General features: G+C 69.7%; 14 protein-coding genes. 7 read left to right on the top strand and 7 right to left on the bottom strand.

Annotation, left to right across the window (positions count from 1 at the left end; genetic code table 11):
• Positions 1–12: 12 nt before the first annotated feature.
• On the bottom strand, positions 13–1,632 hold the full coding sequence (locus tag ACWFRB_RS13335; protein ID WP_452641577.1) for an amidohydrolase: 1,620 nt from the start codon (positions 1,630–1,632) through the stop codon (positions 13–15).
• 177 nt (positions 1,633–1,809) lie between these two features.
• On the opposite strand from ACWFRB_RS13335, the gene ACWFRB_RS13330 reads away from it, so the two are divergent.
• On the top strand, positions 1,810–2,157 hold the full coding sequence (locus ACWFRB_RS13330) for a hypothetical protein (RefSeq protein ID WP_452641575.1): 348 nt from the start codon (positions 1,810–1,812) through the stop codon (positions 2,155–2,157).
• Positions 2,150–2,791: a Dabb family protein gene (locus tag ACWFRB_RS13325; protein WP_452641573.1), complete on the top strand. Its 642-nt coding sequence runs from the start codon at positions 2,150–2,152 to the stop codon at positions 2,789–2,791. Before ACWFRB_RS13330 ends, ACWFRB_RS13325 begins: the two co-directional genes overlap by 8 nt.
• A 22-nt stretch (positions 2,792–2,813) precedes the next feature.
• Here ACWFRB_RS13325 and ACWFRB_RS13320 read toward each other — a convergent pair whose 3' ends face one another.
• Positions 2,814–3,383: a DUF4245 domain-containing protein gene (locus tag ACWFRB_RS13320; protein WP_452641572.1), complete on the bottom strand. Its 570-nt coding sequence runs from the start codon at positions 3,381–3,383 to the stop codon at positions 2,814–2,816.
• Between the two features lie 99 nt (positions 3,384–3,482).
• On the opposite strand from ACWFRB_RS13320, the gene ACWFRB_RS13315 reads away from it, so the two are divergent.
• The 3 genes from ACWFRB_RS13315 (at position 3,483) to ACWFRB_RS13305 (ending at position 7,413) form a co-directional block, all read left to right on the top strand.
• Positions 3,483–4,760 (top strand): hypothetical protein, encoded by a 1,278-nt coding sequence (locus tag ACWFRB_RS13315; RefSeq protein ID WP_452641570.1) that lies wholly within the window; start codon positions 3,483–3,485, stop codon positions 4,758–4,760.
• Positions 4,761–4,878: 118 nt separating this feature from the next.
• A complete protein-coding gene (gene glpX, locus ACWFRB_RS13310) occupies positions 4,879–5,919 on the top strand; it encodes a class II fructose-bisphosphatase (RefSeq protein ID WP_027501030.1) in 1,041 nt (346 codons plus the stop codon).
• Positions 5,920–6,009: 90 nt separating this feature from the next.
• The gene (locus tag ACWFRB_RS13305) at positions 6,010–7,413 is read left to right on the top strand and encodes a class II fumarate hydratase (RefSeq protein ID WP_452641568.1); all 1,404 of its coding nucleotides are present in this window, start codon (positions 6,010–6,012) and stop codon (positions 7,411–7,413) included.
• Between the two features lie 8 nt (positions 7,414–7,421).
• Here the strand turns inward: ACWFRB_RS13305 and ACWFRB_RS13300 are convergent, their stop codons facing one another.
• Together ACWFRB_RS13300 and ACWFRB_RS13295 are read right to left on the bottom strand one after the other, a co-directional pair.
• Positions 7,422–7,958 carry an ester cyclase gene (locus ACWFRB_RS13300; protein WP_452641566.1) on the bottom strand — a complete coding sequence of 179 codons (537 nt, stop codon included), beginning with the start codon at positions 7,956–7,958 and terminating at the stop codon, positions 7,422–7,424.
• A 32-nt stretch (positions 7,959–7,990) separates the two neighbouring features.
• Positions 7,991–8,644: a L,D-transpeptidase family protein gene (locus ACWFRB_RS13295; protein ID WP_452641564.1), complete on the bottom strand. Its 654-nt coding sequence runs from the start codon at positions 8,642–8,644 to the stop codon at positions 7,991–7,993.
• 116 nt (positions 8,645–8,760) lie between these two features.
• On the opposite strand from ACWFRB_RS13295, the gene ACWFRB_RS13290 reads away from it, so the two are divergent.
• Complete coding sequence (locus ACWFRB_RS13290) at positions 8,761–9,246, top strand: limonene-1,2-epoxide hydrolase family protein (RefSeq protein WP_452641626.1); 486 nt, start codon at positions 8,761–8,763, stop codon at positions 9,244–9,246.
• A 12-nt stretch (positions 9,247–9,258) separates the two neighbouring features.
• Here the strand turns inward: ACWFRB_RS13290 and ACWFRB_RS13285 are convergent, their stop codons facing one another.
• Entirely contained in the window at positions 9,259–9,834 is a 576-nt protein-coding gene (locus ACWFRB_RS13285; protein WP_452641562.1) for a hypothetical protein, read from the bottom strand.
• On the bottom strand, positions 9,831–11,732 hold the full coding sequence (locus tag ACWFRB_RS13280) for a DEAD/DEAH box helicase (protein ID WP_452641561.1): 1,902 nt from the start codon (positions 11,730–11,732) through the stop codon (positions 9,831–9,833). The genes ACWFRB_RS13285 and ACWFRB_RS13280 overlap by 4 nt, the downstream gene beginning before the upstream one ends.
• A 164-nt stretch (positions 11,733–11,896) precedes the next feature.
• Here ACWFRB_RS13280 and ACWFRB_RS13275 point away from each other — a divergent pair, with 164 nt between their 5' ends.
• Positions 11,897–12,022, top strand: coding sequence for a hypothetical protein (locus ACWFRB_RS13275; protein WP_452641559.1), 126 nt, complete (start codon positions 11,897–11,899; stop codon positions 12,020–12,022).
• Positions 12,023–12,065: 43 nt separating this feature from the next.
• On the opposite strand, the gene ACWFRB_RS13270 is transcribed toward ACWFRB_RS13275, so the two are convergent.
• Positions 12,066–13,445 carry a PhoH family protein gene (locus ACWFRB_RS13270; protein ID WP_452641558.1) on the bottom strand — a complete coding sequence of 460 codons (1,380 nt, stop codon included), beginning with the start codon at positions 13,443–13,445 and terminating at the stop codon, positions 12,066–12,068.
• Between the last annotated feature and the right edge of the window lie 414 nt (positions 13,446–13,859).

Raw genomic sequence — 13,859 nt, 5'->3', positions numbered from 1 at the left:
GCGGAGCCTGCCTCAGCTGCTCGCCGAGTAGGTCGCGCGGCCGGACAGGTACGTCGCCTCCACCGTGAGATCGGCTATCGCGGCGGGATCCACGGCCCGGGGGTCGGCGGACAGCACGACGAGGTCGGCATATTTGCCGGGGGCCAGCGTCCCGATGATCTCGTCGGCGAAGAGTTGGTGTGCGGGCCAGATCGTCTGGGCGCGCAGTGCCTCGTCGACGGTGATGCGCTCCTCCGGCGCGAGGACCCGCCCGGTTCGGCTGGTCCTGGTCACCGCGACGGAGATGTTGCGCAGCGGCTCGACCGGCGTGACCGGCGAATCGTTGTGCAGGGAGATCCGGATGCCCGCGTCGATGGCGGAGCGCGCACGCATCCAGTGCGAGCCGATCTCCTCGCCGAACAGTCCGTCGACGAGCACATCGCCCCAGTAGTAGAGGTGGTCGATGAGCAGGCTGCAGGTCACGTCCAGCCGGGCGGCCCGCCGGAACTGGTCCGCGGTCATCGCCCCGCAATGTTCCAAGCGCAACCGGTGGTCGGCTCGGGGATGCTCGGTCAGCGCGGCCTCGTACACGTCGAGAATCGTGTCAACACCGTGGTCGCCGAGGACGTGGCAGGCCATCTGCCACCCCAGCGGGAAATACGCGCCGACGATCGCCGAGAGCTGTTCGCTCGTGTAGTTCGCCTGGCCACGGTGGTCGTGTCCGAGGCCGATCACGTTGAGCGTGGCGTCGGTGTTGAGGTACGGGAACGAGGTATCGATGTTGCCAACCCAGGGTGACCCGTCGACCCACAGCTTGATGCCGATCTGCCGGAACACGTCGTCACCGTCGCCCGGCGAAGAATCGGAACACATTTCGGCGGTGGACATCTCGTACGTCCGCAGCCGGACGAGGGGGTGATCGCCCGCGTAGTGGGTGCGCATCAACGGCAGTTGGTGAGGCGAGAACGCGAGGTCCGCGATCGTGGTGATGCCACGCGCGGCCAGTCCCTGCAGCTCGTCGCGCCACAGTGCCGCAGGGTCGACGTCTCTGCTCTGCATTGGCCCCGCGAGGGCGAAGATCGCCGGGACCTCGTACGCCTTGCCGGTCAGATTCCCGTCGGCGTCACGCTCGAAATGCGCGCCGGTCGGATCCGGTGCGTCCGCGGGCAGCCCCGACAGCCTCAGCGCCGCAGTGTTCGCCCACGCGAGGTGCCCCGAGTTGTGCATCACCAGAACGGGCCGCTCCCCGGCGAGTTCGTCGAGCCAGGGCCTGGTCGGCTCGGGGAACCCCGATTGGAGCAACGGGTCGAGTCCGCTGAAGATGAGCGGGACGGACGCGGGCGTTGTCGCCAGGGTGTCCCGCATGAGGGCGATCACCGCGTCCGCGTCCGGGACGACGACGGGACGGATGTCGACGACGGTGTCCGCGTAGCGGGTCATGTCCATGGTGGGGTGGCCGTGTGCCTCCACGAAACCGGGAAGCACGGCCCGTCCGCCGAGATCGACGATCTCCGTGTCGGCGGTCCGCAGCGCGAGGATCTCCTCCGCCGTCCCCACCCCCGCGATCCGCCCATCGCGCACCGCGAGCGCTTCCGCAACGGGCAGGGCCTCATCCATCGTGACAACGATTCCGTTGGTGAAGATCAGGTCCATGTCGCCTCCGAGGAAAATTGACACTTCCGGATTCCCCTCACAGTCTGCGGCGTCGATGCGCGAAACCTGTCGAATTGAGGGAAGAGTGTGGGCTCGGTCCGGTCGTCCGCTGAGCGAACTCCCGATGAGCGGGATGGCCCGCTGCCCGCGTCACCGGCGACTCCCTAGCCTCGGCGCATGGCAGGCGAAAAGGTGTACGTCATCGACCGGGTCGTCACCAGGCCAGGGCGCGCACGGGAATTCGTCGACGCGTACCTGGCCGAGTACGCCCCAGGAGCCAGGGGGCGGGGCATGACTCTCGAGCACGTGCTGGTGAGTCCGCCGATCTGGTTCGACGACGAGTCGAACACGATCACCGCCACCTGGACGCTCGACGGCGCGGAGGGCTGGTGGCGAATGACGTGGCAGGGACGCCCGGACCCCACCCTCGGGCAATGGTGGACGCGGATGGACGAGATGGTGCTCGAGCGCACCCGCACGATGGCCTCCGCCGCGCAGGACCTGGACGGGTTGACCGATGTTTAAGATCACCAAGCTCATTCACCATCGCCCCGACGTCGATGACGACGCCCGGGCGCGGTTGGCCGACGACCTGCGCCGCGCCGCCGACCTGGCGGGCGCACACCGCGCGCTGGTCCAGCCGACGCTGCCCGGTGTCCGCAACGGCGGCGACCTGCTCGCACATCTCCAGTTCGATGTCGAGGATCGATGGCGCGCGGCCGAATCCGCGGTCGATGCGCTCCTCGATCCCGCGGTCGTCGAACACGTCGACGGCGTCGAGTACCGCGGCGAGCCACGCGGGCGGCTCGGGGTCGGTGCCGAGGGCGGGGTCTACCGGACGTTGCTGCTGAGGGTGGATCCCGGCGCGGCGGACGCCGTGGTGGAACGATTCGAGACCGAGCTGCTCCGGATGCCCCGCCATGTCCCCGCGATCCGCGCCTGGCAGCTCAGCCGGGTGTCGCGGGCGGAGGGCGCGTCGCCGTGGACGCACGTGTGGGAACAGGAGTTCACGGACCTGCAGGGGCTGATGGGCCCCTACCTCGCGCACCCCGTGCACTGGGCCTACATCGACCGGTGGTTCGACCCCGAGTGCCCGGACGTGATCGTCCGCGACCGGGTCTGCCACAGTTTCTGCGCGCTCGACGGTTCGGCCGTCTAGCGGACAGGGCGGATGGGCCGGGTCAGGGCGTCAGCGGCTGGGCGGCGTCGACGGCCGTGGCGAGCTCGGTGAACTCCTCGGTCGTGCCGCTGCCCTTGATGAGGATCCGGACGTCGCCGAGATCGGTTACCCAGATCGGCTCGCTGCCCTCCTCGGCGTACTCGACCCACCGATCGCCCGTGACCGGGGCGACGCCCGTCGGGCTGCGCAGGTCGCCCGCGACCCAGGGCACCAGCGCCTCCTCGGTCGCCTCGCTCTGGCTCAGCTGCAGGTAGCGACCCTTCGAGGTGATGTAGCCGACGGTGGTCACGTCGCCGCCGCCGTTACTGCCCGCCACGCCTCGGCTGCCGGAGTTCGGCTGCCAGCCCTCGGGCACGGCGGGGTCGCGGACCGGGAACCCGAGCACACCGGCGTCGTATTTGAGCGACGCGTCGACGTCGAAATGCGGCACCGGTCCCGAGGTGGGACCGCCAGGACTGAACTCGCAGCGGCTCGCGATCCCCGCGACGATCAGGCAGATCAGAACCAACGGGATCATCGACCACACAATGTCGCGGTTGTTCTGCAGAATCCGGGGTTTCTTCTCGGCCACGCAGCTAGTATCCCAGCCGCGTGTCGGCCGAGGCCCGGCGGTTCCCACCGGCGGGCGAAACGCCGCCGCAAATCAAATATATGTTGTTAGATGTCCGGCATGCGTTCGAGGATCTTCATCCGCCCGCCGGCCATTCGCACCGCCGCGATCCGCGGGCTGCTCCTCGTGCTTGGACTCGCCGCCGTCGGCACGACCGCGCCTGCAGCGGCGGTCGCCAAGCCCGCCGGCTACGCCGCACTGCTCGACCTCACGCCTGCCAACGCGAAGGCCGAGCTGGCGGGCGGTCTCGACCCCCTGCTGCCGACCGACCCCGCCGTCCTCGGCGACGCGCTCGGCGAGGCAAGGGCGGCAGGCGTGCCGCCGGGCCGCTATTCCGCACTGCTGCACCAGTACTGGCTCGCCAGTGGCGCCAGGGCGGCGGGCATCGACCTGGCCACCTGGGACCCGAACGCCGGCCTCGCCGCCAACGCCGCGCTGGTGGACCGGGTGTACGAGAACTACGGCAGGTACCAGCGCGCCCGCGCCGAGCTGTACTGGGCCGGGATGGCGGGGATGGCGGGCGCGTCCTTCACCGGCGGCTTCTGGGACCTCGACATGGGCCGCGCCGCACTCGGCGTCGACGCAGTCCGCGGCATCGGCGCCGCGGTGGCCGCGGCCACCGGCGCCCTGCCCGAGGCGGCGACGGCGCTGCTGCCGCAGGACGTCCGGGCGCTCGCGACCGTCGGCCCCGCCGTGACGGCGCAGGATCTGGACTGGTACCAGAAGCGCCTGCTGATCATGCAGAAGCACATCTTCTTCGACATGGTCCCGATGCACGAGGCATACCTCGCGGGCGGCCGGGTGGCCGTCGACGAACTCGACGCGGCGGGTCTGCTCGACGACAACGCGAGGGCCGCGTGGGTGGGCATCTACTCCGGCACCCCGGCCGGCTACGCCGATGCCATGGTCCGGATGGCGGACCGCGAACAGAACCAGGTCGTCGCGGACCAGTGGGATGCCACGTCGGCGGCACGCGGCGGCGTCGGGCGGGCCCTGACCTATGTGACGACCATCGCCGCGAAGCCCTCGGTCCCCGGCTCGCTGGCGCCGGGGGTGTTCGCCCCGATATCGGTCACCGGGGAGGTCGCAGGCGCCGACTACCGGCTGCGGGCGCCGCTGCCCGACTTCAACTGGGCGGATCGTGGACCGCGCTGGACGTACATCGCCGGAGACATCGCGGTCGCCTATCAGCGCCTCGCCGAGGATCGACCGGAGGTGGCCGCCGCGCTGCTCACCCAGCCGTTCCGTCAGTTCGCCGACCAGCAGCGTGCCCTGCACCGCGCCCCCGACCTGCTGCGCGACCTGAGCACGGGATGGTCGCTCGAGCGGCAGCCGTAGCCCAGCCTCATCAGCGGACCACCGGTGATGAGACAATCACGCTCGAGTCGAACCCTGACTTCCCCCGACGGAATCTATGGCGGCGCCCGCACGCGCCTGCCACTAGGAGGCACCGCCCATGACGGCCAGCACCCCATCGAGTCGCCGCGAGGCGCCGGACCGCAACCTGGCGATGGAGCTGGTCCGCGTCACCGAGGCGGGCGCGCTGGCCGCGGGCCGCTGGGTCGGCAAGGGCGACAAGGAGGGCGGCGACGGTGCCGCCGTCGACGCCATGCGTCAGCTCGTGAGCAGCGTGTCCATGCGCGGCGTCGTGGTGATCGGCGAGGGCGAGAAGGACGAGGCGCCCATGCTCTACAACGGCGAGGAGGTCGGCAACGGCGACGGCCCGGACTGTGACTTCGCGGTCGACCCCGTCGACGGCACCACGCTGATGTCCAAGGGCATGCCGAACGCGATCTCCGTCCTCGCGGTCGCCGAGCGGGGCGCCATGTTCGACCCGTCCGCCGTGTTCTACATGGAGAAGATCGCCGTCGGCCCCGACGCAGCCGACGTCATCGACATCACCGCCCCGGTCGCCGAGAACATCAAGCGCATCGCGAAGGTCCGCAAGTCCTCGGTCTCCGATGTCACCGTCTGCATCCTGGACCGCCCCCGGCACGCGCAGCTGATCTCCGACGTCCGCGCGACCGGCGCCCGGATCCGGCTGATCTCCGACGGCGACGTCGCGGGCGCCATCGCCGCGGCCCGCCCCGACTCCGGCACCGACATGCTGATCGGCATCGGCGGCACCCCCGAGGGCATCATCGCCGCGGCCGCCATGCGCTGCATGGGTGGCGCGCTGCAGGGCCGGCTCGCCCCGACCGACGACGCCGAGCGCCAGAAGGCCATCGACGCGGGCCACGACCTGGATCGGGTGCTGCTCACCGAGGACCTGGTCTCCGGCGAGAACGTCTTCTTCACCGCCACCGGCGTCACCGACGGCGACCTGCTGCGCGGCGTCCGTTACAGCGGCGGCGGCGCGCACACCCAGTCGATCGTGATGCGCAGCAAGTCCGGCACGGTCCGGATGATCGACGCCTACCACCGCCTGTCGAAGCTGCGCGAGTACTCCTCGGTCGACTTCGACGGCGACCCGGACGCGCAGTTCCCCATGCCGTAAAGCGCTCCGCGCCTGTGAGTCCTTTTGGTCCGCACAAGGGCCAAAAGGACTCACAGGCGGCGCAGCCGCTTCGGTGGCAAGCTGCTAGGTATGACTGAGAACGCCGAATCGCAGTTCCGCATCGAGCACGACACCATGGGCGAGGTCCGGGTCCCGATCGACGCGCTGTGGCGGGCCCAGACCCAGCGCGCGGTGGAGAACTTCCCGATCAGCGGACGCGGCCTCGAACGCGCCCAGATCCGGGCGATGGGCCTTCTCAAGGCCGCCTGCGCGCAGGTCAACAAGGACCTCGGTCTGCTCGATGCCGTCAAGGCCGACGCGATCATCGCGGCCGCAGGCGAGATCGCCGAGGGCAGGCACGACGACCAGTTCCCGATCGACGTGTTCCAGACCGGCTCGGGCACCAGCTCCAACATGAACGCCAACGAGGTCATCGCGTCGATCGCGAAGGGCAACGGCGTCGAGGTGCACCCCAACGATCACGTCAACATGTCGCAGTCCTCGAACGACACCTTCCCCACGGCGACCCACCTCGCGGCGACGGAGTCCGCGGTGAAGGCGCTGATCCCCGCGCTCGACCATCTGCGGCTGGCACTGTTCGACAAGGCCGCCGAATGGAAGTCCGTCGTCAAGTCCGGGCGGACCCACCTCATGGACGCCGTGCCGGTCACCCTCGGGCAGGAATTCGGCGGCTACACCCGGCAGGTCGAAGCAGGCATCGAGCGGATCATGTCTGCACTCCCCCGGCTCGGCGAGCTGCCGATCGGTGGCACCGCGGTCGGCACCGGACTCAACGCCCCGGACGGGTTCGGGCCGCTGGTGGTCGCCGAACTCCTCCGGGCCACCGGCATCGACGCACTCTCCCCGGCGCGCAACAGCTTTGAGGCTCAGGCCGCCCGCGACGGACTGGTCGAGGCATCGGGCGCACTGCGGACGATCGCCGTCTCGCTCACCAAGATCGCGAACGACATCCGCTGGATGGGGTCGGGCCCACTGACCGGACTCGGCGAGATCCAGCTCCCCGACCTGCAGCCCGGCTCGTCGATCATGCCCGGCAAGGTGAATCCCGTTCTGCCGGAAGCGGTCACGCAGGTAGCCGCGCAGGTCGTGGGCAACGATGCGGCCGTCGCCTGGGGTGGCGCGGCGGGCGCCTTCGAGCTCAACGTGTACATCCCGATGATGGCCAGGAACCTGCTCGAGTCATTTCGATTGCTCGCCAACGTCTCCCGACTGTTCGCCGACAAGTGCGTCTCGGGCCTTGTCGCCAACACCGATCACCTCAAGACCCTCGCGGAGTCGTCGCCGTCGATCGTGACGCCGCTGAACTCCGCGATCGGCTACGAGGAGGCCGCCGCCGTCGCGAAGGAGGCGCTCAAGGAGCGCAAGACGATCCGCCAGACGGTGATCGACCGCGGGCTGGTTCCCGAGAAGCTGACCGAGGCGGAGCTCGACCGCCGCCTCGACGTCCTCGCGATGGCGAAGGTCCAGGAGTAGCCGGGGCGTCAGGCGGGCGGCGACTTTCGCGCGCGACGTTTGGCCCATAGCATCCGCGCCAGGTAAGCCGGGCTCGGCTCCAACCAGCCGAGTTGCTCGGCCATGCCCAGATCATCGCGGTCGGCCCAGTGCTCGATCACCAGGCCGTTCTCGAGTCGAACCCAATGTGATTGGGAGACAGCGAAACTCCGGCCGGTGGGCGGGAAGGCCCCGGCGACGGCACCGCTCTCCTCGAAGTTCAGGAACAGCCCCACGTGGCGACCGCTCATGGTCACCTCGACCGCGACGAGGTCGCCGTCCGCCACCACATTCCCGATCTCGAAGTGCAGGTCCGCGAACGGCCGGCGCAGCCACAGCGCGGTCGCATGCCAGGATCCCGGTCCGTGAACCCGGGTGTGCGGCGGCTCTGTCTTGGTCTCGTGGTTGACGGCGTCCGGATGGATGATGGCGTCGAAGTCCTCGCGACTGCCCGCGGCCACGAACTCGATGCTGCGCACGGCGATCGACTTCGCCTCCGCCGATGGGGTGGATCGATCGCCGTTCACTCCGACCTCCCTGACAGTCGACGAGTCCTTGCTCAGGCCGCGATGGCGATGACCGCACCCGGCTGCAGCCACCGGATCAGCCAGACCAGTGCGCCCTCGCTCACCGCGACGCAGCCCAACGTGGGCTCACCGTTCGAGACGTGCAGGAAGAAGGCGCCGCCGCCGCCGGGCACCCGCTCCTTGTTGACGCCCATCACCACCGCGTAGCGATAGGCGGGGATCTCCAGCTCCTCGCTGGCCGACTCGTCGAAGGCGCAGGACCCGGGGGCGCAGACCTGATGCGTGTTGTAGGTCGCGCTGTCCGGGTCGCCGTCCCACCAGTCGTTCGGACCCACCTTCCGGTACGGCAGGCCGCCGCCGGGGTTCCCTGCGGTTCCGAACGCCGCGTCCAGGCTGAACACGCCCTCCGGGGTCGCGGGCACGCCGTCCACGGCCGCATCCGCGAACCCGTCCGCCCCCACCTGTGCGGGCAGACTCGGGGAGATCCGGTGCCAGCCGAGCGGGGAGCGCTGCCAGGCCTCCAGAGTGGCATTCGAGCCGCCGGAACCGCGGACGCTGATGACCTGGGTGGCCCCTCCGACGGCCCCGTCGAACCAGGGCCCCTGAGCCAGGGCGTGCGGCGCACACAGCAGCGCCAGCACCGTTGCGATGACGGTCGATAGGATCGCGCTCGCCAGTTTGCGCACACCACATGGTGTCCCGCGAGGCCCGCGCGGTCAAGCACCTTTCGGGCTCGACCCCGGCGCTCGACCGGTACGGTCGGGTCACCGTCACCCCCGGCCACACGAGCGATCGGATCGACATGAGTCCTGCAACCAGCGAACCGCTTTCCGTGGACACCCCCGCCGACGTCCGGGTGGTGCGCGCGTTCCTGGCCGCCCTGACCAGGGCCGATGTCGACGCCGCGGCCGCGTACCTGCACCCCGAGATCGCCTGGCACAACGTCTCGCTGCCGATCCTGCGCGGATACCCCACGGTGACCCGGGTGCTGCGGCAGCTCGCCCGCCCCGGCCTGCGGTTCGACGTGATCATGCATCACGCGGCGGGCGAGAACGGCGTGGTCCTCACCGAGCGCACCGACCTGCTCGGCGCGGGGCCGATCAACGCCGAGTTCTGGGTGTGCGGCACGTTCGAGCTGCGCGACGGCAAGATCGCGGTGTGGCGGGACTACTTCAGCGTCCGCGACGTCGTCCGCGGCATCGTGGTCGGCGTCGTCAGGGCCGTGACCGGCAGGCGCGGCGGACGCGGCACGGGCTACCTCAGCGACGCCGCAGCGCTGGACGAGTGAGAAGCGAACCCGTCAGTCGTAGAACGACGCCGGGTCCACCTCGGACAACGCGATCCAGTCCGGCCCCTCCGGCGACCCGGCACCCGCGGAGCCGACGGCGACCGAGTCGTCGGACCGCAGCCGGACGGCCAGCGCCGGTTCCTCGTCGATCAGCTGGACGAGGGCGTACACGGCCGCCAGGTGGTGCAGGCACGGCGCCCGGCGACTCGTGCAGGAACACGTCGCCCCGCACTCCGCCGGTGTCGCGGCCACCGCGATGCCCGCGCCCTGCAGCTTCGCCACCGGACCATCCGGGAGATCACCTGATGCGCCGCCGCCGAGCCCGGGCGCACCGAGCACCTCGCGCACCAGTGCCAGCGCGGCATCGTCCCAGCGCGGCACCTCGATGGTGACCGCGTGGGACCTCTGCTTCGCCGCCACTTCCGCGCACACCCGCCCGGCGGACACGCCCGTGAGAGTCACCGACCCACCCCTGGCGAGCCTCCTGGCCTGGGGTAGCTGCGCATTCGGCGCCGAGGCGGCCGTCGACTCGATGGTGCGAAGCCAGGCCCGCCCCCACGCGGTCGCTCCGAACTCTGCTGCCGTCATCGAACACCCACCGCGTCGAGGTCGAGCAGCGAGCGCAGCTCGCCGTCTGCCAGCTCGGCCAGCGCTACCTCTGAGTTTCCCGAAATCGATTCCGCCAGAGCACGCTTCGATTCATGCATCGAGGCGATGTGGTCCTCGATGGTGCCGCCGGTTACGAGGGTGTACACGTTCACCGTTCGGCGTTGGCCGATCCGATGGGCCCGATCCGTGGCCTGGTCCTCGACCGCGGGATTCCACCATCGGTCGTAGTGCAGGACATGGCTGGCTCGGGTCAGGTTCAGGCCGAACCCGGCCGCGCGCAGACTCAGGACGAGAACGGGCGCCCCGTCCGGATCGTCCTGGAATTCCTCGACCATCCGATCACGCGACCGTGCGCTCAGACCACCGTGCAGGAAGGGGATCTCTCCGACCCCGAGCTCGGCCGTCAGATGCGTCGACAGCAACTCCCCCATCGTGCGGTACTGGGTGAACACCAGGGCCCGGTCGCCGTCTTCGACTATCTCCGAGAGCATCTCGGTGGACCGGTCGAACTTGCCCGACCTGCCGCGCAGCGCGCCGCCGTCGCCGAGGAGCTGTTCGGGATGGTTGCAGACCTGTTTGAGGGTGGTCAGCAACGCGAGCACGTTGCCGCGCCTGGTGATTCCACTGCCGAGCCCCACGTCGAACGCGCGCTCCACAGCCTGACGGTACAGCCGCACCTGCTCCTCGGACAGCGTGCACGCGACGGTCGAGTACTGCTTGTCCGGCAGCTCGGTGGCCACCTCGGCCTTGGTACGCCGCAGCACGTGTGGCGCGATGAGGGCGCCGAGCCGGGCCGCGGCCGTCGCCGACCGCCGAGACTCGATCGGCACGACGAACCGCTGACGGAAGCGCGCCCTGGTCCCCAACAGCGCCGGGTTGGTGGCGCGGAAGATCGACCACAGCTCGTCGAGCCGGTTCTCGACCGGAGTACCGGTCATGGCGGCCCGGATGCGTGCGGTCAGCCGTGCCGCCGCCCTGGCCGCGAGGGAATCGGGGTTCTTGATCTGCTGCGCCTCGTCGAATATGACTACGTCCCAAGACGCTTCGCACAGTCGATCGATGTCCGAGCGCAGCAGGCCGTAGCTGGTCAGCACCACGGTCCCCGGGCTCACCGTCGCAGGCAGCGCCCTGCCCGCACCGTGGTGGACGATCACCGGGACGTCGGGGGCGAACCGCCCGAGCTCGCGACGCCAATTCCCGACAACCGAGGTCGGGCACACCACGAGGTGGGGACCCAGCTCGTTTCGGGTGGCGAGCACGCAGATGGCCTGCAGCGTCTTGCCGAGCCCCATCTCGTCCGCGAGGATGCCGCCGCCCACCTCGTCGAGTGCCAGCAGCCAGGCCACACCCTGGACCTGGTACGGCCGCAAGGTGGCGCGGATGTGTGCCGCCGCCAGATCGTCGGTGGTCCGCGCCGCCGAGATGAAACTGCTCAGCAGGGCGGCCGCGGTCTGGATCGCAGATTCGTCCTCGTTCAGCACGGCGTGGGCCGCGGCGGGCATCCGCGCGGCGAGCTCGGCGCACAGCTCGTCGCTCGGCACTCGGTTCCCACCCGCGAGATGCGCGGCCGCGCACCACGACCGGACGGATCCCCCCGCGCCGACCTCCGGCTCCATCGCCCGCAGCGCGGGCAGCACGTCCACCAGATCGATCAGTCGCGCATCGACCGTGCGCGGCGCGACGGCGCCGCCGACGGGTACCGCGAACCGGCAGCTCGCCGCCCTCCCCTGCGGCAGACCCCACCGAGCCAGCCCGGCGGCCACATCGTCTGTGCCCCACCACGCCATCGCCCCGAGGACCGGGATGAAGGTCGCCTGCAGCAGGCCAGGGCGAACCCAGTCCGAATCCGCGTCGATCAATTCGCTCTCACCGTGCACGCCCGCCGATGGTACGGAGGCCCCGCGGTACGCGCCATCGACAGACGCCTCGAAAAGCCCTGGTGAGGTGTGTTCATCCCGACATTGACGGGTGTCGATCCGGCGTGTCTGTCGACCCATAGAATTCACCGGATCGATTTACCGATCCGGTACCGAAGGGACCCATGATGGAAAAGCTCCGCAACTACGGCCTGCTCATCAAGTACGTCGCCACCACCCAGTGGCGCAAGCTCCGCGGCACGGACAAGGCGGCTCAGACGCCGGCCCAGGACCAGTCTCCGCAGCAGTAGCGAGCGGGGAGGCCCGGAGACCGGGCCTCCCCACCCCCGCACGTCAGGCGGTCGGGCCGAACTCCTCGAGCATCTCGGTCACCAGCGCCGCGATCGGTGACCGCTCGCTGCGGGTGAGCGTGATGTGGGCGAAGAGCGGGTGCCCCTTGAGCTTCTCGATCACCGCGGCGACGCCGTCGTGCCTGCCGACCCTCAGGTTGTCGCGCTGGGCGACGTCATGGGTGAGCACCACCCGCGACCCGGTGCCCAACCGCGACAACACCGTGAGCAGCACGTTGCGCTCGAGGGACTGCGCCTCGTCCACGATCACGAACGAATCGTGCAGCGACCGGCCGCGAATGTGGGTGAGCGGCAACACTTCCAGCATCCCGCGGTTGATCACCTCGTCCATCACCTCGGGACTCGCCAGGCCGTCGAGGGTGTCGAAGACCGCCTGCGCCCATGGCCCCATCTTCTCGCTCTCGCTGCCGGGGAGGTAGCCGAGCTCCTGTCCGCCGACCGCGTACAGCGGCCGGAAGACGACCACCTTCCTGTGGGTGCGACGCTCGAGCACCGCCTCCAGCCCGGCGGTCAGGGCGAGCGCCGACTTACCGGTTCCTGCCTTGCCGCCGAGCGAGATGATGCCGATGCTCTCGTCGAGCAACAGGTCGAGGGCGATCCGCTGTTCGGCCGAGCGGCCGTGCAGGCCGAAGGCCTCCCGTTCGCCGCGGACCAACTGCACCCGCTTGTCCGGGGTCACCCGGCCCAGCGCGCTGGAACTTCCACCCATCAGCCGGATTCCTGTGTGACAGGGCAGTTCTCGCGCCTCGTCGAGATCAATGTTCCCCTCGGAGAACAGCTCGTCGATCCGGGTCGACGCGACGTCGAGTTCGGTCATCCCCGTCCATCCCGACGGCACCACGTCGTGCGCGTGGTACTCGTCGGCGGGCAGACCCACCGCGCCCGCCTTGACCCTCAGCGGGGTGTCCTTGCTGACCAGGACCACTTCCTTCCCCTCGGCAGCGAGGTTGAGGGCGCAGGCCAGAATCCTGGAATCGTTTGAGTCGGTGCGGAACCCGATGGGGAGGACCGTGGGGTCCGTGTGATTGAGCTCCACCTGGAGCGTGCCGGCGTCGGTGCCGATCGGAACCGGCTGATCCAGCCTCCCGTGCTCGATCCGCAGGTCGTCGAGCATCCGAAGCGCCTCGCGGGCAAACCATCCCAGCTCGTGGTGGTGGCGTTTGCCCTCCAGCTCCCCGATGACCACCAGGGGCAGCACAACCTCGTGCTCCGCGAAACGCGTGACGGCCCAAGGATCCGAGAGCAGAACCGAGGTGTCGAGTACGTAGGTGCGAACTGACCGTTCGGGAGACTTCGTGGATGCGGACCTCGGGGAATTCCCGGCATGTCCGGAATGGGCAGATACGGAGCGAGTTGCGGTCACGTGAGGCTCCTACGTCTGCGCGGCACCCGCGCAAACTTCAGTTCGCTGGGCCGGTCCGTCCCTGGTGCGTCAATCCGCACGAGGGCCGGGCGCCGGCCCCCTCGCACTGAATGTTTCAGCCACGATCAGAACCTCCCGGACAGGCAACTCGTTCGCTGCCTGTTACCGGGGACGCTACTGCGATCGGCGCCCTGCTGCACTCGCAACACGCAGGGCGCCGATGAACGCGTAGTTAACTCCAGCTCAGGCGTTAGAGGGGTGTTCACCCATATAAGCCCGTTGTGTTCACCAATTGGTGCCGTGATGGTCGACGGCGCCCGCGACCACGAGGGCGGCCGAGGAGGCCGAGACCGCCACTCCGACCACAAGAGCGCTGTGCGCGGGCATGCGGTTACCCGCCCTGACCGGCAACGG

It is taken from the genome of Rhodococcus sp. NPDC055112, from assembly GCF_053607505.1.
Note: the sequence above shows the minus strand (reverse complement) of the source record. Positions and strands in the feature narration are given on the sequence as shown.